The following is a 19,988-nucleotide window of genomic DNA, read 5'->3' on the forward strand; positions in this document are numbered from 1 at the left end:
GGACTCGCTCCCCCCGGTAACACTCACTGGGGACCAATTGCGCGCCCGCGTCCTGCACCGGGACGAGCTGTGCTTCGTCATCGACAAGCCGGCCGGTCTGGCGGTCCACAAGGCCGGCCGCATCACCGACCATCTGGAGCTTTACCTGCCCCACCTGTCGGACCCCGGCGGAGAGCCGCCGAAGCTCGCCCACCGGCTGGACCGCGACACCGCCGGCTGCCTGATCCTGGGCAGCACGCCTTGGGCTCTGAAGCGATTCGGCCAGATGTTCGCCGCCGGCCATGTCGAGAAGACCTATTGGGCGGTCGCCGACGGCATCCCGCAGACGGAGTCCGGCATCATCGACCTGCCCCTGCTCAAAAAGATCGAACCGGGGGCGGCGCGGTCCTCCTGGACCATCCTGCCCGACCCGGCCGGCCAGCCGGCGGTCACCGAATACCGGGTCCTCGGCAGCGGCAATGGTCGCGCTTGGCTGGAGCTTCGCCCGCGCACCGGCCGCACCCACCAGATCCGCGTCCATTGCGCCGCCATCGGCTGCCCGCTGGTGGGCGAGCCCTTCTATGGTCCCGAGCGCCGCCCGCCCGGCAACCTGCATCTGCTGGCCCGCTCCGTCGCCTTCCGCATGGCCTTCGAATACGCGCCCGTGAGCGCCGTCGCCCCGGCGCCGGAGCATATGCGCGACGCGCTGTCCGCCTGCGGCTGGCCAGGGGAGTAAAAATTGGGAGTAGGGTCGGCTCCGCGAAAAAGGGGGACTGCCATCGCGTCCGCCGCATCCCACCTGTTGAAGGGTGAGTGTCCACGACAGACGGAGCCCCCAGCATGGCACAGGCGGTCACCGACAACCGCGCGATGAACCGGTTCGAACTGGCGGTCGGCACCCAGACGGTGTTCGCCAACTACCGCCGCAACGGCCAGACCCTGGTGATTTCCTATGTCGAGGCCCCGCCCTCGCTGCGCGGCACCGGCGCTGCCGGCCGCCTGATGGACGGCGTGGTGGAAGCCGCCCGCGCCGAGGGTCTGAAGATCGTCCCCCTGTGCAGCTACGCCGCCCTGTGGATCCGCCGCAACCGGCACGACGACCTGCTGGCGTGAGGGGAGAGACCCGGAGCATCCGGTCTGGGTTCCGACGCGTAAACGAACGATTTGCAGGATGCTTGACGGCAGCCTTGTAAATCATTAGTTTACAGGCACGATTCGCAGCATCCGGAACAAGGCGCTCAAACGCTATTTTGAGACCGGCAAGTCCGACAAGCTTCCCATTCAGGGTGTCGCGAACATTGCCCGGCTTGGCCGCATCCTTCTGGCGCTCGATGCCGCAAGCAAGCCGGACGATCTGAACCTTCCAGGCTTTCATTTTCATGGCTTGGAGGGCGAGGAGCGCTGGTCGGTGCGGGTCACGGCGAATTACCGCATCACTTTCGCGTGGGAAGCACCGGATGCCATTGCGATCGACCTGGAGGATTATCACTGATGACCGACACTCCTCTCAAACGCGGCCTCCCTCCGCTTCATCCCGGCGCCCTATTGCGCGAAGACATTCTCCCATCGCTGGGTATTTCGGTAAGCAGTTTCGCTAGCCATCTCCGCGTGTCACGGCAGATGCTCCACCGCATACTCTCGGAAGAAGCTCCAGTGACGCCAGCCATGGCCCTGCGCCTCGGCAAGCTTTGCGGAAATGGCCCGGAACTATGGCTGAACCTGCAAGCCCGCTATGATCTCGATCGTTATGGCCGGGAATTGGCAAAAGAGTTGGATGAAATCCCGACACTGAACGCAGCGTGAGGGCAGCAATACCTAATGCGTGCCCGAAGCCCCTCCCTCACCCCAACTCGAAGCTCGTAACCCCGAACAGCCGCCCCGGATCGGTCGCCGGCGCCGGCCCCAGATACATCCGCGCCGTCTCGAACTGCGGCGTCAGCCCCAGTTCCTCCGCCAGCCGCACCCCCGCCGCGTTCGGCTCCGGCACGTCGAGGAACACCGGCCCGGCGCCGGCCGCCCGCCCCAGCGCCAGCACCAGATCCCGCGCAATGCCCCCATCGGCCGCATAGAGCGGACCGATCTTGAAGCCGCTGTGGCACGGCCGGATCACCCCGAATCCGGCCACCGCGCCATCCTTTACCGCTGCCAGCGCCGTGGCGCCCGGCAGAGCGATCCAATTGGCGAGAAACCCTGGGCGCGGTGCCGGGAACAGCTCGGCGTCCAGCGCGGTCAGCCGATCGAACGGCACTGTCCGCGCATCCACCAGAGCGGTTCCACTCATCTCGTCATCCGGCAGGCTGCCGCCGAAGCGGATGTTGCGGTGGGACAGGGTGAAGCCGGATTTGCGGTAGTTGTCCTGCTGGGCGACCACGCCGTCGAGACCGACGGTGCAGCCCTCCAGATGGCGCAGCCCCTCCTGCCACAGCCGCCAGCCATAGCCCCGCCCGCGCGCCTCCGGCCGCACGATGTAGAAGCCGAGGAAACCGAAATTTTCCGGATAACGCACGACCGACAGCGAGGCCACCGGCTGCCCGTCCAGCAGCCCGACCAGGAAGCCCGCCGGATCGACGGCATGGAAGGCGCCGGCATCATGCAGGCCGGGGTTCCATCCCTCCAACCGCGCCCAGTCCACGGCCAGATCCAGTTCGGCCCGGCTCATCACGCGGACCCGATAGCCGTCGGTCCCCTGTGCCTCGCTGCGCTCCATCTCCGCCCCCCTTCAGCGATGTCCTGATAGAAAGCGTAACCGTCGGCGTCGCCACAAGGCAATCCGCGGCGCGCCAGAGATTATCCAACGACACGGCCAAAGTCCCCTCTCCCCCCCGGGGAGAGGGTTAGGGTGAGGGGGACGCGTGGCTAGGATCTTCAAGCATCGCGCACTCCCAACTCCCCATCAAATCCACCCGGTGCATCCCCCTCACCCCGCCCCTTTCCCTGGGGAGAGGGGGTCGACCGCGATTTTCACCGACCCTTTCCCCAAGCTCCCGCAGTCGTGATAGGAATATCATCCCGCCCATCGCCAGGAGAGAACTGCCATGCACTGCCCAATACCGTTCACCCAATCCGCATTCCCCATCAATGGCTTAACTCCCGATGAAACAGTGGAACACCACCCGGAATCCTGTTCCACGCTGTTTCAAACGTCCAGTCCGGCCCCACCCCGCCATCTCTCCGCCGCCGGATGAAACAATGGAACAGGCCCCGCAACCCTGTTCCACGGCGTTTCAAATGTTCAGCGGAGCCCCCACCGCCTTCCGCCCGCGCGCCGTTGCTTTCGAGGCGGGAGTGCGGTTAAGTCCCCGCCGGTTTCCGCTGATCCGCGTCGAGTTCATGCCCGTCGACTCCCTGGACGCCACCGCGTCGCGCCCCGCCTCCCCACCCACCGCTCCCGGTGCCCCCCCGGCTCCCGCCGGCCGTGGGGCCGATGCCGCTTTGCGGGGCGTGGCCGGGGCCGCCGCCCTGGTGCTGGGGCCGCTGGCCGCGCTGGCCCCGCGCGGGCTGCCGGTCTGGGCCATCCTCGTGCTACTGCTGTCGCTGGCGGGTCTGGCCCGGCGAGGTGCCTTCGGGCGCATCCTGCACCTGACCCCGCCGGTCGCCGCGGTGGGCGCCTTCCTGCTGCTGGCCCTGGCCTCCTGCCTGTGGAGCCCGTCGGACCGTGCGCTGGCGACGGTGCTGGAGATCGGCTACATCGCCCTCGGCGCCTTGGCCGGCGGTGCCTGGATCGCCGGGCTGCCGGCGGCGGAGGCGCGGCGGCTGGCCGGGCTGTTCCTGGCCGGCGGGCTGGCCGGCGGGCTGCTGTTCGCGGCGGAGGCGGCGCTGGACTTCCCGCTGAACCGCTGGTGGAACGCCGTCCCCGACGACCAGCTGCCCAACCTGCTGAACGGCAATGTGCCGAAGCGGACGGCGGCGCTGCTCTGCCTGCTGGTCTGGCCGGCCGCCCTGGCGGTGGACCGCTTCGGCCGCAAGGCCCTTGCCCTGCTGGTGCCGGTCGGCTATGCGCTGGCCTGCCTGCCGCTGACCAGCCGGTCGGCCATGCTCGGCATCGCCGCCGGGCTCGCCACGCTGGCCGCCGCCCGTGCATCCGCCCAGTGGACCCGCCGGCTGTTCGCCGCCGCTGTGACCGCCGCCTTCCTGCTGGTGCTGCCCGCCGTCCTGCTGTTCTCCGGCCCGCTCGACCTCGACCATTCCGGCCTGCTCTTCCGTTCCGCCCAGCACCGGGTGGAGATCTGGGGCCATGCGGCGGAGCGCGCGCTGCGCACCCCCGCGTTCGGCCAGGGCATCGATGCCTCGCGCTCCCTGCCACCGGAAGGAGCGGTGTCGGAGTTCTCGCCGATCGGCGACAGCCTGCTGCCGCTGCACCCGCACAACGCCTTCCTCCAGGTCTGGCTGGAGACCGGCGCGGTGGGTGCCGCGCTGGCGCTGGCCGTCCTGCTGATGCTGCTGGCCGCCACCGCCCGGCTGGAGCGGCGCGACCAGCCTTTCGCGCTGGCGCTGTTCGCCACGGCGATGGCGATGGGCAGCACCGCCTACGGCATCTGGCAACCCTGGTGGATGGCAGGCTTCCTGTCCGCCGCGCTGATGCTGCGGCTGGCAACCCGTATCGGGGCCCGCATCGGGGCCCGCATCGGGGACAAGGCACGATGAGCAAGCGTCCGCTCCGCATCCTGGTCATCAAGCTGGGCGCCTTCGGCGACTTCTTCCTGGCCCAGACGACCTTCGCCGCCATCCGCCGCCATCATGCCGGCGACCGGATCACCCTGCTGACCCTGCCCTCGCTGGCCCCGCTCGCCCGGATGAGCGGCCTGTTCGACGAGGTGCTGGAGGACCCGCGCGAGCGCTCGCTGTCGGCCTATCTGGCGATCCGCCGGGCCTTGCGCGCCCACCGCTTCGACCGGGTCTACGATCTCCAGGCGCAGACCCGCACCGACCTGTACCACCGGCTGCTGTTCCCCGGCCCCTGGCCGGAATGGTCGGGCACCGCCCGCGGCGCCTCGCATCCCGACCGCTACGAGGGACGGCGCAAGGTGCCGGTGCGCGACCGCTACGTCCGCCAGCTCGCCCCCTTCGGCATCGTGCCGGACAAGACGCCGGACCTGTCCTGGCTCGATGCCGACATTTCCAGGTTCGGCCTGCCGGAGCGCTTCGCCCTGCTGGTCCCCGGCTCCTCCCCCGGGCGGCCGGACAAGCGCTGGCCGGTCCGCCGCTATGCCGAGGTGGCGGCGGCGCTGGCCGAGCGCGGCATCGTGCCGGCGGTGATCGGCACCGGCATCGAGAGCGACCTCGCCCGCGGCATCGCCGACTACTGCCCGCAGGCGGTCGACCTGACCGACCGCACCAGCGTGCCGGAACTGGGCGGTCTGGCCCGCCGGGCCTGGGGGGCGGTCGGCAACGACACCGGCCCGACCCACCTGATTGCCGCCGTCGGCTGCCCGACCGTGGTGGTGTTCTCCGACGCCTCCAACCCGATCCACAGCACCGGCCCGCGCGTGCTGATCCACCACCGCCCCGACTTCAACGACATCGACAGCGCCGGCGTGGTCGAGGCGCTGGACCGGGCGCGCGCCCTGGGAGGCTCCTAACGACAGAAGGGAAACGGCGCCACCTTGGGCATGTAGATCGGGATCCACTCGCAATGGGTGACCGGGTTCGGCAGCTTCCGGGTCTCGATGATCGGCCAGGCATGGGCCGCGACCACCACCAGCGCCACGCCGCCCAGGATCCAGCGCCTTGGGCGTGTCCGGTCCAGCAGCCCCGGCATCCGCGCCAGCACCCAGGCGGCGGACAGGATCGCCAGCGGGTCGGTGTAGGCGGCATAGGCGCGCTGGAAGCCGCGCAGCGAGAACAGCGCCTCCAGCCCCCAGGCGACCAGCAGCAGGAACAGCGCCTGCATCGCGGCCAGCCGCTCGCCCCGCCGCCACAGCGCCACCGCTCCGGCGATGGCGAACCACTCCACGATGATGGTCTGCGGGATGTTGTCGGGATGCAGGACGATGGTGCGGATCGCCAGGGTGCGGCCGATGCCGGCCAGCAGCAGGCCAAGCGTCCCCTGCCCCACCACGCTCCCCTGGCCGTTCAGCGCCGCCCCATGCCGCCAGGAGGAGAAGACGAACATATGCTCGACGAAGTTCGCCACGGCGATGGCGTTCTGCTCGTTCCAGCGGAGGTCGAGCGCCAGCAGCCCGGCCGCCAGCCCCAGCAGCACCGCCGCCGCCCCGGCCACCGCGCGGCTCGCCGGCACCCGGTGCACCACCGTATGGACCAGGATGCCGACCAGCACCCAGCCGGCGACGATGCTCTGATAGCCGCCGCCCGACAGCCCGCCCCCCGGCCAACTGCCGACGGGAGTATAGGGATAGACCGCCCGCCCCCAGCCGGCCAGCCCGGCCTGGATCAGCCCGAAGGCCGGCACCGCCGCCGCTGCGGCGGCCAGCCCGACCAGCGCCGCCAGGCCCCAGCCGGTGCCGGACGCGCGATCCGGCTCCACCCGCCGCCCGAACAGGATCGCCGCCACCGGCAGGCCCATCGCCAGGAAGACCGCCTGCACCTTGGTTACCATGGCCAGCCCGACCAGCAGCCCGCCCAGCGCCAGTTGCAGCAGCGACCAGCCGCCGCAACCACGCCCCGCTCCTGGCCCCCATGCCGGCCGCACCGCCCGCAGGACCAGCAGCAGCCCCAGCACGACGAAGCCGGCCGACAGCAGATCGGTGCGCATCTGCCGCCCCTGCGCCGTCAGCCCGACGCCGAAGGCCAGCAGGATGCCAGCCAGCAGCGCCACCCGCCGGTCCCCCACCAGCCCACGCAGCAGCGTGGCGTAGCTGACGGCGAAGGCGGCGGTCAGCAGGATCGACAACGCCCGCCCGGCCTGGACCAGCGACTGCCACACGGCTTCGGTCGCCGCCACGTCGCTGCCCGGCGGCAGAGCAGACAGGCTGGCGACCGGCAGCAACCCGACCGCATGCAGCAGCCGGTACCAGACATCGATCACCAGGAAATAGCCGTAGCCGGGATGGTCGAAATACTCCTGCGGCAGGCCGTCACCGAACAGCAGCCCGTGATAGGCCAGCACCAGATCCTGGTCCGAATGCACCCAGTAAGGCAGCCGGAATCCGACCAGCAGGACCGACAGAGCCATCGCCGCGGCAAGCCCCGCACACAGCAGCCACCAGGGCGCCGCCGCGACGCGGTCGAGCAGGGAGGGACGGGCGGCGGAGGGTGCAGGCGTCATGATTGGCACGGCTCACGGTTCAGGTCGACGGGCGCCTTGTGGCACGGAATGCAGTGGTTGGGAACCAGTCCCATCCTGCGGTGTTGCCCTCATGGAACGACGGAGACGGGAGTCTCCGCCTCTTTCGTGGTGCCTCGCACGAATGACTTTGCAACGCTGGCGGGCCGCTGCCACAAAATACGGTATGGCAGGCCGGCTGGGCAGACAAATGCCGGACAGACAAATGGGGAACTCGATGGCCGATACCGACGATATCCAGGAGCGTATCCGACGCCGCGCCCACGAGTTGTGGGAGAGCGAGGGCCGTCCGCACGGCCGCGACTCCGACCATTGGACCCAGGCGGAAGCGGAAGTCCGCGGTGCCGGCGCGCTGGAGCCGACCGGCAAGGTCGCCGGCTCGCGCAAGAAGCCCCCTGTCTCCAAGGCCACCTCCAAGACCGCCGGCAAGAGCACCCGCGCCGCCGCCGAATCCCTGTCGGAGGTCGCGAGCGCCCCGGCGGAGAGTGCCAAATCCGCCCCCGCCAAGCCTGCGAAGGCCAAGCCGGCCACCGCCCCGAAGGCCGACGCCGCTCCGGCTGAAGAGGCCGCCTCCGTCAAGGCTCCTGCGAAAGCCACCCCCAAGGCCGCGGCCGGAAAGACCGCCGCCAAGACGACGCCCGCCAAATCTCCCCGCACTTCCAAGAAGGACGGCGGCAAGAGCGCCACGGCCGGCTGATCCCCGGCCTTTCTTGTTGGAACCCGGCGGCCCCGGAGCCGGTTGTCAGGTCATCCCTGCAATCTTCTCCGGAGGAACCGTCATGGCCAGCATGCCGTCGATGGACGACTGCATCCGCAACTGCACCGACTGCCACACGATCTGTCTGGAAACCGTCGCACACTGCCTGGGCAAGGGCGGTGCACATGCGGAAGCCGGGCATATCCGCCTGATGCTGGACTGCGTCGACATTTGCCGCACCAGCGCGGATTTCATGATCCGCGGCTCCCGCTTCCATCACCTGACCTGCCGCGCCTGTGCCGAGATCTGTGCGGCCTGCGCCGACCAGTGCGACCGCATGGTCGACGACGCCATGATGAAGCAGTGCGCCGAGATGTGCCGCCGCTGCGCCGAAAGCTGCCGGGCAATGTCGAGCATGGCCGCCTGATCGGCCTATCTTATTGAAAGATCCCTATTCCATCACCGCCGCTTCCTCCGGTGCCTGGGCTCCCGCCTTCGGCCGCCGGAGCAGCAGCAGCATCGGGATCACCAGCAGGGCGACATACATCATCAGCTTGAAGTCATCGATGTAGGCGATCATCGCCGCCTGCTGGGTGACCTGGGCGTTCAGCATCGCCAGCGCCTGCGGCGACGCGGTGACCTGCTCCGTCATCGCCTGGGAAAAGGGTGTCAGATGTGCGGACAGACTGGCGTGGTTGACCTGGGTGTTCTGCGACAGCAGGGTCATCACCACCGAGATGCCGACACTGCTGCCCAGGTTGCGGACGAGGCTGAACAGGCTGGCGGCGTCGGTGCGCAGCCGGGGCTCCAGCGTGGCGAAGGCGATGGTGCTGAGCGGCACGAACACCAGCCCCAACCCCAGCCCCTGCACCACGCCGCTGACGATGATCGGTCCGCGGTCCATCACGATGGTGAAGCCGGTCATGTACCACAGCGACCAGCTGGTCAGCAGCACGCCGGCCAGGATCAGCAGCCGGGCGTCCACCCTGCGCACCAGCCGGCCGACCGCCAGCATCGAGATCATCGTGCCGACGCCGCGCGGCGCCAGCACCAGCCCGGTGGTGACCGTCGGGTAGCCCAGCAGGTTCTGCAGCATCGGCGGCAGCAGCGCCATCGTCGCCAGCAGGATCACGCCGATCACGAAGATCAGGATCAGCCCGGTAACGAAGTTGCGGTCGCGCAGCAGGGCCGGGTCGATGAAGGGCTCGGTCCTGGCATTGCCGCGGGCGGTGGCGATGTGGATGGCGAAGACCCAGAAGGCGCAGGCGGCCAGCGCCGTCTCGATCCAGATCTCGGTCGCGCCGAACCAGTCCAGCTGCTCGCCGCGGTCCAGCAGCATCTGGAAGGCACCGACCGCCAGCCCCAGCATGGCGAAGCCGAAGAAATCGAAGCTGCGGAGGCGGCCCTTGGTCTCGTGCAGGAAGACCGCCATGCCGGCGAAGGCCAGCAGCCCGACCGGCAGGTTGATGTAGAAGACCCAGCGCCAGCTGAAGCTGTCGGTCAGCCAGCCGCCCAGCGTCGGGCCGGCAATCGGACCAACCATGATGCCGGCCCCCCATAGCGCCATCGCCTGCCCGTGCCGCTCCTTCGGGTTTATATCCAGCAGCACCGACTGCGACAAGGGCACCAGCGCCGCGCCGAAGATGCCCTGCACCAGCCGGAAGGCCACCATCTGCGTCAGGCTGCCGGCCAGCCCGCAGAGTACCGACGCGGCGGTGAATCCCGCCACCGCGATCAGGAACAACCGCTTGCGCCCGAACCGGTCCGCCATCCAACCGGTGGCCGGCGTGGCGATGGCAGCGGCGACGATGTAGGAGGTCAGCACCCAGGTAATGGTGTCCTGCGCCGCCCCCAGGCTGCCCTGCATGCTGGGCAGGGCGACGTTGGCGATGGTGGTGTCCAGCACCTGCATGATGGTGGCGAGCATGATCGACACGGTGATCATGCCACGATGCTTCACCTCATGCGGGGCTGCGGAGGATTGGGTGGCGGCCATGGAATGCCTGCGGATGATATGATGCGTGGTTGCCTTACCGGATCGCCGCCACCGCGTTGCCGATGGCTCCCGGCAATGGGCGGCTGTAGTGGGTGTCGACCTCCACCTCGGCGCTGAGGCCGGTGCGTAGCGGCACGGCGTCGCCGCCTGCTTGGTCGATGCGCAGGCGGACCGGCACGCGCTGCACCACCTTCACCCAGTTGCCGGTGGCGTTCTGGGCGGGCAGGACCGAGAATTCCGATCCGGTACCGGCGCCGATGCTCTCGACATGAGCGGTCAGGGTGCGGCCGGAATAGGCATCCAGCACCACGGTCGCGGTCTGGCCGACCGCCATATGGGTCAGGTCGGTTTCCTTGAAGTTGGCCTCGACCCAGCTCGACCCGCTCATCACTAGACTGACCGCCGACAGCCCGACCGAGGCATACTGCCCGACCAGCAGCCGGTCGGTCTGGCTGACCACGCCATCGGCCGGCGCGGTCACCACCGTGTGGTCGAGATCGCGCTGCGCAGAGGCTTTCTTCGCCAGCGCTTCCAGCACCGTCGGATGACGGTCGGTCGGGATGTCGGGATCGCCGCCAAGGGCAGCGCGGGCGCTGATCACCGCCTGCTTTTCCGTGTTCAGATCCTGCTGCGCCGCCATCAAATCGTGGCGTACGGAATCGTAGGTCGCGCGCGCAGCGACGCCGGTCTTCAGCAAATCCTGCTGGCGCTGGAACTCGCGCTGCTCAAAGGAGACCTTCTCTTCCGCCGCAGCCTGCTTGGCCTGCACCTCGCCCAGGTCGGCGCGCAGCTGCTCCACCTTCAGCCGGGCCGAAGCCAGCGCGGCATCGGCCTGTTGCAGGGCCAGCCGGTAAGGCTCGTCATCGATGCGGAACAGCAGGTCGCCACGATGGACCGGCTGGTTCTCATGCACCGCCACCTCGACGATGCGGCCGGAGACGTCCGGGCTGATCGTCACCTTGTCCTGCTGGACATAGGCGTTGTCGGTCGAGACATAGCGTCCGCCCACGACATACTCATAGCCGCCGCCGACCGCCACCAGCAGCGGCAGGGCGGCCATCAGCAGCCAGCGGCGCCAGCGCGTCCGGCGGACGGGCTTCACGGCGTCAGGACGGGTGTCGGTATCGCGGTCGGTCACGGCGGTCATTGCGATCGGGTCCCGAAGGAAAAAGACGGAGTGCGTCAGGCTTTGGCAGCGATCTTTTCGGCAACGATCTTTTCGGGCGGCTCGGTCCGGCGGTCGGACAGGTTGGCGCGCATGTGGGCCAACATTTCGATCAGCTTGGCTTCGGCGTCGGACGGCAGGCCGGCCAACGCCTCCGCATAGATTTCGGCGGCGAGAGCCCGGCCCTGCTCCAGCACCGCATGCGCCTTCGGCGTCAGGTGCGGCAACCGGGCGCGACGGTCGGTCGGATCGGCATGGCGTTCGATCCAGCCGCCCTCCTCCATCCGGTCGATCTGCCGACAGAGGGTGATCGGCTCGATCTCCAGCAGGTCGGCCAGCGTCGCCTGCTTGATCCCCTCGTTCCTTGCCAGCGTGGCGATCACCGACCATTGCGCACGGGTCAGGCCGAGATGACGGGCACGCTGGTCGAAACGGACGCGTATCATGCGCGCCGTGTCGGCCAGGACGACGCCCAAGCTCATGGAATGGGGAGGTACGGAGCGGGTATCGGCGGTGGAGGACATCGGCATATCATAAGCTTACTTATCAGTCCTTCGAAACTAATAAGCCTGCTTATCATCGGCAATCCTCACGGCGTGCATGGCAGAGCCACGCCGGCGTCGCGCCTCCGACGTCCGAGACAGGATCGCGCCTCTGGCGCGCGCGACAGGAGATTGCTAAGGTGCCCACCCGTTTCGTTCCATTCCTTTCGCCAACTCGCCCAAATCGACCAGCTGAGGACCGATCCATGCCGCACTACCGTTCCCGCACCTCCACCCACGGCCGCAACATGGCGGGCGCGCGCGGCCTGTGGCGGGCAACCGGCATGAAGGATGGCGATTTCGGCAAGCCGATCATCGCCATCGCCAACTCCTTCACCCAGTTCGTCCCCGGCCACGTCCATCTGAAGGATCTGGGCCAGTTGGTGGCGCGCGAGATCGAGAAGGCTGGCGGCGTGGCGAAGGAGTTCAACACCATCGCAGTGGACGACGGCATCGCCATGGGCCATGGCGGCATGCTGTACAGCCTGCCTTCGCGCGAGCTGATCGCCGACGCGGTGGAGTACATGGCAAACGCCCATTGCGCCGATGCTCTGGTCTGCATCTCCAACTGCGACAAGATCACTCCCGGCATGCTGATGGCCGCAATGCGGCTGAACATCCCGGCGGTCTTCGTCTCCGGCGGCCCGATGGAGGCCGGCAAGGTCAAGTGGCGCGGCAAGGTGAAGTCGGTCGACCTGATCGACGCCATGGTCGCCGCCGCCGACCCGACCGTCTCCGACGAGGAGGCGGCGGAGATGGAGCGCGGGTCCTGCCCGACCTGCGGCTCCTGCTCCGGCATGTTCACCGCCAACTCGATGAACTGCCTGACCGAGGCGCTGGGTCTGTCGCTGCCCGGCAACGGCACCATCCTGGCGACCCACGCCGACCGCAAGGAGCTGTTCTTGGCAGCCGGCCGGATGGCGGTCGACCTCTGCCGCCGCTGGTACCAGGAGGAAGATGCCACCGCCCTGCCGCGCGGCATCGCCACCAAGGAAGCATTCGAGAACGCGATGACGCTGGACATCGCCATGGGCGGTTCCACCAACACCGTCCTGCACATCCTGGCGGCGGCACAGGAGGGTGGCATCGATTTCACCATGGCCGACATCGACCGGTTGTCGCGCCGCGTCCCCAACGTCTGCAAGGTCGCTCCCGCCGTGTCCGACGTCCATATCGAGGACGTGCACCGCGCCGGCGGCATCTTTGGCATCCTGGGCGAGCTGGACCGCGCCGGCCTGCTGAACCGCGAGGCGCCGACCGTCCATGCTCCCACGCTGGGCGACGCGCTGGACCGCTGGGACGTGATGCGCACCCAGGACCAGTCCGTCCACACCCTGTACCGTGCCGCCCCCGGCGGCATCCCGACCGTCGTGCCTTTCAGCCAGGAGCGCCGCTGGCCGGAACTGGACCTCGACCGCGAGAGGGGCGTGATCCGCAAGGCTGAAAAGGCCTTCAGTCAGGACGGCGGCCTCGCCGTGCTGTACGGCAACATCGCCGAGAACGGCTGCATCGTGAAGACGGCGGGCGTCGACGCTTCCAATCTCGTCTTCGCCGGCCCGGCCCGTGTCTTCGAGAGCCAGGACGACGCCGTCGCCGGCATTCTGGGCGACGTGGTCAAGGCGGGCGAGGTGGTCGTGATCCGCTATGAGGGTCCGCGCGGCGGCCCCGGCATGCAGGAAATGCTGTACCCGACCAGCTACCTGAAGTCGAAGGGGCTGGGCAAGGCCTGCGCCCTGGTCACCGACGGCCGCTTCTCCGGCGGCACGTCGGGCCTGTCGATCGGCCACGTCTCGCCGGAGGCGGCACAGGGCGGCGCCATCGGTCTGGTGGAGGACGGCGACCGCATCGAGATCGACATCCCCAACCGCATCATCCGCCTCGCCGTCGACGATCAGGAGATGCAGCGCCGCCGCGACGCGATGAACGCCAAGGGCATCAATGCCTGGAGGCCGGTCAGCCGCGACCGCGTGGTTTCCCCGGCGCTCCGCGCCTATGCCGCCCTGACCACCAGCGCCGACCGCGGCGCCGTGCGCGACGTGACCCAGGTGGAGAATATCGCCGTCCGCCGCTGAGCGCTGTTGAACCGGGGAGTGCCGACGGAACCCGAGTCAGGCACAACAACTGTTCATCACAAGTAACAATCAAGGCGCCGCGCAAGTCGCGGCGCTTTCTTTTTGCCAAGAATTACATACACAGATATGTTGCCTTCCGCCTGCGCGAAAATCTTCGGGTGTCCCATCGCTCGGATGTTCGCAAAATTCGAAATGCATGCTCTAATATGCCAACGCGAATTCCGCGAGGGGGGCGGACGTGGCGGACACCATGTTGGGCGCAGCGACGGACGAAGGCCGTCCCTGGCAGGAGGCATCTCGCCTGCCGGGCGATAAGCCGCGCGAACGCAAGGTGGTCACGGCGATGTTCGTCGACATCGTCCGCTCCTCCGCCATGGTGGCCGGCCGCGATCCGGAGGACGCGGACGACCTGCTCCTTTCGATCCTGAACCGTTTGACGGAGGCGGTGCCGCGCTTTGAAGGCACGGTGACCCAGATGCTGGGCGACGGCTTTCTGGCGACCTTCGGCGCCCCAGGCGCCAAGGAGGACCATGCGCTGCGCGCCTGTCTTGCCGCCCAGGACATTCTGAGTGCCACCCGCGACGAACAGGGACGCCCGCTCTTCCACATCCGCATCGGCATCAGTTCGGGTGACGTCGTCGCCCATGTGATGAGCAACGGCCTGTGGACCGACTATCGCGCGGTCGGCGAATGCGTGCATATGGCCGCCAAGCTGCAACAGCGTGCGGCTTCCGACACAGCACAGCTCAGCCGCGATACGCTGGACCTCATCCCGGTCGGTGTGGCGGTGCGCCCGATGGGAAGCCTGCGCCTGTCCGACGAGGTGGAGCCGATGCCGGCCTTCCTGCTCGACGGGGCGCGAGCCGTCCGCCGCACCGCAACCGACCTGCTGTCCGCCACCGACGCCCCCTATGTCGGACGGGAGCAGGAGGTGGCAACCCTGTTCGCCATAGCCGATTCGGTGGAGGCTGGGGCGCCCGCCCAACTTCTGCTGCAGGGGGACGCCGGAATCGGCAAATCCCGTCTCGTCGGCGAGTTCCTGCGCGACCCGCGCAGCCGGCGCTGGACCCTGCTGCAATGGCCACAGATGCCGATCCGCCGACTGGCGGATCCCGACGATCTTGAGGCGGTGGCGCTGAGCCTGGCCGAACAAGTGGCTGGCTGCGCCAGCGAGGAAGGCATCGGTTGGGTCTGTGAGGCCGCACACCGCCGGTCCGGTTCACTGTCCGGCGACGCCGTGCGCACGTTGTTTGGCCATCAAGGGCTGGATCCGTTGTGGAGTGGCCTAGACGCGGCGCAGCGCCTGTCGCTGAGCATCGAGGGGCTGGTGGGGGCAACGTTGGAACTGTCGGCGCCGCTTGGTGTCGCCGGCGGCAATGCCACGAGGAACGAGGCGGCGATCGGAGAGGCAAGCGGCACCGCAAGTGGCGCAGTGGGCCGGCCGCTGTTGGTGTTGGTGGAGGATGCCCATTGGGCTCGCCCGGTGATGGTACGGCTGCTGGACCGGCTGGCGGAAGCCTTGCCGGGTTCAGGGGCTCGCCTGCTGCTGCTCGCCACCCGACGGCCCCCCCCGCTGGGACCGGAGTCGGAGGAACGGGGCTGGAGTGGCCGTCCGGGCGGGCGCCGCATCGATCTGGGAATGCTGTCGCCGGATCAGGTGCAGAGCTTCCTGGCGCACTGGCTTGGCGACGATTGGTCGCTGGTAGAATTAAAGGCCCAGGTCGCCAGCCGCTGTCAGGGTGTTCCGCTCTATCTGGAGGAGGTGCTGCGCACGCTTGAGGCGTCGAATGCCATCGAGGGCATGCCGGGCGCCTATCGGCTGATCGACCCGCTGGTGGTTCACAAGCTGCCGCGCACATTGCACGCCCTGCTGGGCGAACGCATGGACCTGATGACGCTGGAGCGGCGCCGGCTGCTGATGAATGCCGCGGTGATCGGCACGACCTTCGATGTCGGCCTGCTCCAGGCGCTGACCAGTCTGTCCACGCCGATCCTGTCAGATTCTCTGGCCTATCTGGAACGCGCCGGCTTCGTGCTGCGCACCCGTCTGCTGCCCAACCTGGAATATTCCTTCAAACATGCGCTGATCCAGGAAGTCGCCTACGCCACCCTGACCAAGTCTGACCGCCGGGCGCTGCATGCCCGCGTTTTGGAGGCGCTGCGCCACCGCCGCGACCACGACTTGCCCAACCGCCTGGATCTGCTGGCCCACCACGCCTTCATGGCAGAGAACTGGCCGGCCGCCCACCTGTTCGGCCGGCGAGCAGGCGTGCGGGCGGAACTGCGATCTCGCCTGGAGGATGCGAGCCGTCATTATGAATGCGCTCTTGCCGCCCTTGATCGAATGACAGACGATGTCCGCAATAAGACAAGGCGCATTGACCTGTCCATAGCAACCGCTCGCACCCGTTTACCGCGCGCAGTCAAATATATGGATGAAGGACTTGAAGAAGCCAGGAAATTGGCGCTTCGCCTTTGCGATGCTAACCGTTATGCACGCGCATCATCGCTTATGGCCGCATTTGAGTGGTCGTATGGCGACATCGACAATGCTGTCTCCTTCAGTCACGAAGGATTGAACACATGCAGGGATATTTACGACAGGAGAACACGCCTACAAATACTAGCCCGCTTAGGTGGAATACTTTCAGACAAAGGGCAATTTTTTGAAAGCCGCGATGCTTTGCTGGCCGCCAAGGAAATGTTACCGAACCTCCGCTCTCAAGAGCGGTTTGGGCTTGCAGTGATCGCCACTGTCGGGGTTCTATCCAATTTGGCTCGAAATTTTGCTGAACTCGGCCAGGCCGAAGAGGCAAAAGCTCTGGCCGTGCTGGCCATTGAGGCAGCGGATAGTGGAAATCACAACTTCTCAAAGATATATGCTCATGAGTATTTAGGATGGATATTGCTTCTTTCCAATAGAATAGAAGAGGCCATCCCACCCCTTCTTCACGCATTGGATTTATGCAATGTAGTTAGTGTGCGCCTTCACAAACCGTTTATCCTTGGCTCTCTAGGATATGCTATTGCAAAAACTGGTGATGTAAAAGAGGGAATGGGATTTTTTGAGCGGTGTTTTGCAACATCTGGAAGTGATAAAGTACCGGCATCCCTGAGCCAAATTTATATCTGGCACGCAGAAACGCTGCTAGCACTCGGTTATGCCAAAAATGCGCAGCAGCAGGCGCAACGTGTGCGCGTTGCCGCAAAGCAGTCCGGACGCATTGGCTATTTTGCCGACGCACTCTCTCTGGAAGCCCAGTCTGCGCTAGTGTCAGGTAACAGGGATGCACTTCAGATGCTTCAAGAGGCCGCTGCTCTTGCCTGTTCTCTGGGGTTGGCTCGCGTGACCGAGCGCTGCAATGTGGTTCTGGCTAGATTTGGAAAATCTAGAACCATGATCGGTGCAAAAGGATAAACTGATCAGATATTATTTGGGGTACGCTCTGCTCTGCGGAAATAATCGAGTACGTAACTCCGTATCGCACTGTTTAGCGCAACGCCGAAAGGGCGATTTCCGTTAACTTCATCACAAAGCTCACGAAGTGGTCGCCGCTGCTGCTCTGCGATTTCTTCGAGGCCATTCCAGATTATAGACTCCAGCCGGAGCTTCGCACGCCGATCGCTCAAGGGAACGGTCCGGGAAACGATCACCGGCCACTGCATATAGTCTTCCAGATTTGAATTCATCGACGACTGCACCAATAAGCTCTTTTTGGGTTGCATAATCGCCTCTCCAACAACCACCAACAACCGGACGGCAAAAGACCGTTTATGGCTATTCCTTGAGACCGGCTTTCGCTGTGAAGTTTTTCACAGCGCCAATTTGCTTCGAATGCGATGTATTGCACATCAAATCGCTACCGAAGTTCATGCAACACTCAGGAGCATCACAATGACGATCCAGAACATTCAGAACTCCATCATCCGTGGTGCCGATGGCCGCCTGTATGCCATTTCTGCCAATGGCATTACCGAGGTTGCGGACTCGACCGCCGCCAGTGTCCGTTCTCACATTCGTTCCGGTGAGCTTTCGGGGCGCGACGTTGCCGATCACGAAGCGGCTCGCAATATGGTGACCCCGAACCTCTGAAGCACAGTCCATTCGGATCGTGACAGCCAGTTGCAGATCATTACTGGCCGTCACCGATCCTTGGAACGAGGATGTGTCTCGAATTCAGATTCGAGCATTCCGCCAAGACGGCTCACCTCAAAGCCAGTGACGTGCGATGCCCTTCGATCTGCTCGATGTCAAAGCTACGGGTTTGGATGCGGTGAAGGCCCACACGGTCGGCACCCACCGGGTCATGGCACCCGAACAGACCCTGGCGCGGGTCGCCCCGTTTCTGCCGATCATGGGGATCACGCGGGTCGCCAACGTCACCGGGCTGGATTCCGTCGGCATTCCGGTGGTGATGGTGACGCGGCCCAACTCGCGCTCCATCTCGGTTTCGCAGGGCAAGGGGGTGACGCTCGCCTCCGCCAAGGCGTCGGGGGTCATGGAGTCGATCGAGAGCTACCACGCCGAACGCATCACCCTGCCGCTGAAGTTCGCCAGCTTCGAGGAGCTGCGCTGGATCCACCCTGTGGTGGACGTCGACCGCCTGCCCCGGCTGTCGACCGGAAGCTTCAATCCCCACAGCCCCATCCTGTGGATCGAAGGTCAGGATCTGCTGAACGGCAGCCCGAAATGGGTGCCGTTCGAGATGGTCCACCTGAATTTCACCATGCCGATGGCCCCCGGCCATGGCGCCTTCCTGGCCGGTTCCAATGGCTTGGCGTCGGGCAACCATAAAGTCGAGGCGATCAGCCACGCCGTCACCGAACTCGTTGAGCGTGACGCGACCACCCTGTGGCGCCTTCAGGACTCCGTTGCCCAGGCGGCAACCCGCATCGACCTGCACAGCATCGACGATCCGGTCTGCCGCTCACTGATCGACCGCTTCGAAGCGGCCGGTGTGACCGTCGGCGTTTGGGAGACCACCAGCGACATCGGGCTGCCCGCCTTCCTCTGTCGCATCGTCGAGCGCGAGGAGTTGCCCCAGCACTCCATTCGCCCGGCCACCGGCATGGGCTGCCATGTGGCGCGCGAGATCGCCCTGTCCCGTGCGCTGACCGAGGCGGCGCAGAGCCGCCTGACCTTCATCGCCGGCGCCCGCGACGATATGCCCCGTGCCGAGTATGAGCGTCACCTCGACCCAGCCCACCATGCCCGCTGGAAGGCGATGATCGTGGAGGGTGGCGGCCGGCGCTCCTTCCGCGACTGCCCGACCAGTGCCGCCCCCACCATCGAGGCCGATCTCGCCCAGCAGCTCGACCGGCTGCGCGCCGTCGGCATCGAGGAGGTGGTGGCAGTGGACCTGACCAAACCGGAATTCGGCATCCCCGTCGTGCGCGTTGTCGTGCCGGGGCTGGAGGGTACCGACGAATCCCCCGATTACCTGCTGGGCGAACGCGGCCTGCGTGTGCTCGGTGCCCAAGCCATGGAGAAGGCGGCATGAGCGGCGTCTATGTCTTTCTCGGCCCCACCCTGCCGCGCGAGGACGCGGTCCTGGAGTTGGACGCCACCTATTTGCCGCCGGTCGCCCAAGGTGATGTTCTACGTCTATGCGCGGAAAAGCCGGCGGCCATCGGCATCGTCGACGGCTTTTTCGAAAGCGTGCCGTCGGTCTGGCACAAGGAAATCCTCTACGCCATCCACGCCGGCATACCGGTATTCGGCGCCTCCAGCATGGGGGCCCTGCGCGCAGCCGAGCTGTATCCCTTCGGCATGATCGGCGTCGGCGCCATCTTCGAGGCGTTCCGCGATGGCCGACTGGAGGACGACGACGAGGTGGCGGTCATCCACGGCCCGGCCGAATTGGGCTACACCTCCCTGTCGGAGGCGATGGTCAACATCCGCCGAACCCTGTCTGACGCGGTCGCCGACCGGGTGCTGACTGCCGGGACCGCCCTGCGCTTGGAGTCCATCGCCAAGGAGCTGCCCTACCGCGAGCGCGGCTATGGCCGGATGCTGCGGCTGGGCGGCGACATCGGTCTGTCAGCTTCCGAATTGGCTGCATTCCGCGGATGGCTGCCGCAGGGGCGCTTCGACCAGAAACGGGAGGACGCCAAGGCGATGCTGCGCACCATGGCGCGGCGGCTCGGCCGTCCGACGGGCGACGACGCGACGACCGAAGCCCGTTTCCATTTCGAACACACCATCCTGTGGGAACGCGCCATGCGCGATACGGCACCGCTCGCGATGTAAGCGCGTTTTGGCTAGACTGGTCGCGCCGGGGTGGCGGTCATCGC

The 19,988-nt window shown here is 66.7% G+C and carries 19 protein-coding genes; 13 read left to right on the top strand and 6 right to left on the bottom strand.

The genetic code is table 11. From position 1 onward, the window contains the following. Positions 1-37 precede the first annotated feature (37 nt). The 4 genes from J2848_RS11770 to J2848_RS11785 all read left to right on the top strand — a co-directional run bounded on the left by J2848_RS11770 (position 38) and on the right by J2848_RS11785 (position 1,782). Positions 38-715: an RluA family pseudouridine synthase gene (locus J2848_RS11770; RefSeq protein WP_246193819.1), complete on the top strand. Its 678-nt coding sequence runs from the start codon at positions 38-40 to the stop codon at positions 713-715. A 104-nt stretch (positions 716-819) separates the two neighbouring features. After that, positions 820-1,092 carry a GNAT family N-acetyltransferase gene (locus J2848_RS11775; RefSeq protein ID WP_149231184.1) on the top strand — a complete coding sequence of 91 codons (273 nt, stop codon included), beginning with the start codon at positions 820-822 and terminating at the stop codon, positions 1,090-1,092. A 109-nt stretch (positions 1,093-1,201) separates the two neighbouring features. Then, positions 1,202-1,471: a type II toxin-antitoxin system RelE/ParE family toxin gene (locus J2848_RS11780; protein WP_281288562.1), complete on the top strand. Its 270-nt coding sequence runs from the start codon at positions 1,202-1,204 to the stop codon at positions 1,469-1,471. Continuing rightward, positions 1,471-1,782, top strand: a complete 312-nt coding sequence (locus tag J2848_RS11785; protein WP_149231185.1) for a HigA family addiction module antitoxin — start codon at positions 1,471-1,473, stop codon at positions 1,780-1,782. Before J2848_RS11780 ends, J2848_RS11785 begins: the two co-directional genes overlap by 1 nt. A 37-nt stretch (positions 1,783-1,819) precedes the next feature. On the opposite strand, the gene J2848_RS11790 is transcribed toward J2848_RS11785, so the two are convergent. Continuing rightward, positions 1,820-2,686, bottom strand: a complete 867-nt coding sequence (locus tag J2848_RS11790) for a GNAT family N-acetyltransferase (RefSeq protein ID WP_149231186.1) — start codon at positions 2,684-2,686, stop codon at positions 1,820-1,822. 623 nt (positions 2,687-3,309) lie between these two features. Between J2848_RS11790 and J2848_RS11795 the strand changes: the two genes are divergently transcribed. After that, complete coding sequence (locus J2848_RS11795) at positions 3,310-4,623, top strand: O-antigen ligase family protein (protein WP_246193820.1); 1,314 nt, start codon at positions 3,310-3,312, stop codon at positions 4,621-4,623. Beyond that, positions 4,620-5,558: a glycosyltransferase family 9 protein gene (locus J2848_RS11800; protein WP_149231187.1), complete on the top strand. Its 939-nt coding sequence runs from the start codon at positions 4,620-4,622 to the stop codon at positions 5,556-5,558. Before J2848_RS11795 ends, J2848_RS11800 begins: the two co-directional genes overlap by 4 nt. Here the strand turns inward: J2848_RS11800 and J2848_RS11805 are convergent. Then, positions 5,555-7,204 carry a hypothetical protein gene (locus tag J2848_RS11805; RefSeq protein WP_149231188.1) on the bottom strand — a complete coding sequence of 550 codons (1,650 nt, stop codon included), beginning with the start codon at positions 7,202-7,204 and terminating at the stop codon, positions 5,555-5,557. The genes J2848_RS11800 and J2848_RS11805 overlap by 4 nt on opposite strands. Before the next feature lie 235 nt (positions 7,205-7,439). Between J2848_RS11805 and J2848_RS11810 the strand changes: the two genes are divergently transcribed. Continuing rightward, positions 7,440-7,919, top strand: a complete 480-nt coding sequence (locus tag J2848_RS11810; protein ID WP_149231189.1) for a DUF2934 domain-containing protein — start codon at positions 7,440-7,442, stop codon at positions 7,917-7,919. Between the two features lie 82 nt (positions 7,920-8,001). Then, positions 8,002-8,346, top strand: a complete 345-nt coding sequence (locus J2848_RS11815) for a four-helix bundle copper-binding protein (protein WP_149231190.1) — start codon at positions 8,002-8,004, stop codon at positions 8,344-8,346. A 24-nt stretch (positions 8,347-8,370) separates the two neighbouring features. Here J2848_RS11815 and J2848_RS11820 read toward each other — a convergent pair whose 3' ends face one another. The 3 genes from J2848_RS11820 to J2848_RS11830 are packed head-to-tail and all read right to left on the bottom strand — an operon-like array spanning position 8,371 to position 11,604. Next, on the bottom strand, positions 8,371-9,915 hold the full coding sequence (locus tag J2848_RS11820; protein ID WP_149231191.1) for a DHA2 family efflux MFS transporter permease subunit: 1,545 nt from the start codon (positions 9,913-9,915) through the stop codon (positions 8,371-8,373). A gap of 34 nt (positions 9,916-9,949) precedes the next feature. Then, on the bottom strand, positions 9,950-11,062 hold the full coding sequence (locus J2848_RS11825; protein ID WP_149231192.1) for an HlyD family secretion protein: 1,113 nt from the start codon (positions 11,060-11,062) through the stop codon (positions 9,950-9,952). 35 nt (positions 11,063-11,097) lie between these two features. Further along, positions 11,098-11,604 (bottom strand): MarR family winged helix-turn-helix transcriptional regulator, encoded by a 507-nt coding sequence (locus tag J2848_RS11830; protein WP_246193821.1) that lies wholly within the window; start codon positions 11,602-11,604, stop codon positions 11,098-11,100. Between the two features lie 224 nt (positions 11,605-11,828). Between J2848_RS11830 and ilvD the strand changes: the two genes are divergently transcribed. After that, complete coding sequence (gene ilvD / locus J2848_RS11835; RefSeq protein ID WP_149231194.1) at positions 11,829-13,694, top strand: dihydroxy-acid dehydratase; 1,866 nt, start codon at positions 11,829-11,831, stop codon at positions 13,692-13,694. A 238-nt stretch (positions 13,695-13,932) separates the two neighbouring features. Continuing rightward, positions 13,933-17,112 (top strand): ATP-binding protein, encoded by a 3,180-nt coding sequence (locus J2848_RS11840; RefSeq protein WP_149231195.1) that lies wholly within the window; start codon positions 13,933-13,935, stop codon positions 17,110-17,112. A gap of 5 nt (positions 17,113-17,117) precedes the next feature. Here the strand turns inward: J2848_RS11840 and J2848_RS11845 are convergent, their stop codons facing one another. Continuing rightward, on the bottom strand, positions 17,118-17,420 hold the full coding sequence (locus J2848_RS11845) for a ribbon-helix-helix domain-containing protein (protein ID WP_342787935.1): 303 nt from the start codon (positions 17,418-17,420) through the stop codon (positions 17,118-17,120). A gap of 169 nt (positions 17,421-17,589) precedes the next feature. On the opposite strand from J2848_RS11845, the gene J2848_RS11850 reads away from it, so the two are divergent. The 3 genes from J2848_RS11850 to J2848_RS11860 all read left to right on the top strand — a co-directional run bounded on the left by J2848_RS11850 (position 17,590) and on the right by J2848_RS11860 (position 19,944). Further along, positions 17,590-17,787 carry a hypothetical protein gene (locus J2848_RS11850; RefSeq protein WP_149231196.1) on the top strand — a complete coding sequence of 66 codons (198 nt, stop codon included), beginning with the start codon at positions 17,590-17,592 and terminating at the stop codon, positions 17,785-17,787. A gap of 136 nt (positions 17,788-17,923) precedes the next feature. Then, positions 17,924-19,195, top strand: coding sequence for a YcaO-like family protein (locus tag J2848_RS11855; RefSeq protein WP_149231197.1), 1,272 nt, complete (start codon positions 17,924-17,926; stop codon positions 19,193-19,195). Beyond that, complete coding sequence (locus J2848_RS11860; RefSeq protein ID WP_149231198.1) at positions 19,192-19,944, top strand: TfuA-like protein; 753 nt, start codon at positions 19,192-19,194, stop codon at positions 19,942-19,944. The genes J2848_RS11855 and J2848_RS11860 overlap by 4 nt, the downstream gene beginning before the upstream one ends. Positions 19,945-19,988: the final 44 nt, after the last annotated feature.

The organism is Azospirillum lipoferum (genome assembly GCF_024170005.1).
GTDB lineage: Bacteria > Pseudomonadota > Alphaproteobacteria > Azospirillales > Azospirillaceae > Azospirillum > Azospirillum lipoferum.

Excerpts from the sequence above, each read along its gene's own strand:
- J2848_RS11845 (WP_342787935.1), bottom strand. The coding sequence starts at position 17,420 with ATGCAACCCAAAAAGAGCTTATTGGTGCAGTCGTCGATGAATTCAAAT.
- J2848_RS11805 (WP_149231188.1), bottom strand. The coding sequence starts at position 7,204 with ATGACGCCTGCACCCTCCGCCGCCCGTCCCTCCCTGCTCGACCGCGTC.
- J2848_RS11785 (WP_149231185.1), top strand. The coding sequence starts at position 1,471 with ATGACCGACACTCCTCTCAAACGCGGCCTCCCTCCGCTTCATCCCGGC.
- J2848_RS11850 (WP_149231196.1), top strand. The coding sequence starts at position 17,590 with ATGACGATCCAGAACATTCAGAACTCCATCATCCGTGGTGCCGATGGC.
- J2848_RS11860 (WP_149231198.1), top strand. The coding sequence starts at position 19,192 with ATGAGCGGCGTCTATGTCTTTCTCGGCCCCACCCTGCCGCGCGAGGAC.
- J2848_RS11775 (WP_149231184.1), top strand. The coding sequence starts at position 820 with ATGGCACAGGCGGTCACCGACAACCGCGCGATGAACCGGTTCGAACTG.
- J2848_RS11820 (WP_149231191.1), bottom strand. The coding sequence starts at position 9,915 with ATGGCCGCCACCCAATCCTCCGCAGCCCCGCATGAGGTGAAGCATCGT.
- J2848_RS11815 (WP_149231190.1), top strand. The coding sequence starts at position 8,002 with ATGGCCAGCATGCCGTCGATGGACGACTGCATCCGCAACTGCACCGAC.
- ilvD (WP_149231194.1), top strand. The coding sequence starts at position 11,829 with ATGCCGCACTACCGTTCCCGCACCTCCACCCACGGCCGCAACATGGCG.
- J2848_RS11790 (WP_149231186.1), bottom strand. The coding sequence starts at position 2,686 with ATGGAGCGCAGCGAGGCACAGGGGACCGACGGCTATCGGGTCCGCGTG.
- J2848_RS11830 (WP_246193821.1), bottom strand. The coding sequence starts at position 11,604 with ATGTCCTCCACCGCCGATACCCGCTCCGTACCTCCCCATTCCATGAGC.
- J2848_RS11800 (WP_149231187.1), top strand. The coding sequence starts at position 4,620 with ATGAGCAAGCGTCCGCTCCGCATCCTGGTCATCAAGCTGGGCGCCTTC.
- J2848_RS11855 (WP_149231197.1), top strand. The coding sequence starts at position 17,924 with ATGCCCTTCGATCTGCTCGATGTCAAAGCTACGGGTTTGGATGCGGTG.
- J2848_RS11810 (WP_149231189.1), top strand. The coding sequence starts at position 7,440 with ATGGCCGATACCGACGATATCCAGGAGCGTATCCGACGCCGCGCCCAC.
- J2848_RS11795 (WP_246193820.1), top strand. The coding sequence starts at position 3,310 with ATGCCCGTCGACTCCCTGGACGCCACCGCGTCGCGCCCCGCCTCCCCA.
- J2848_RS11825 (WP_149231192.1), bottom strand. The coding sequence starts at position 11,062 with ATGACCGCCGTGACCGACCGCGATACCGACACCCGTCCTGACGCCGTG.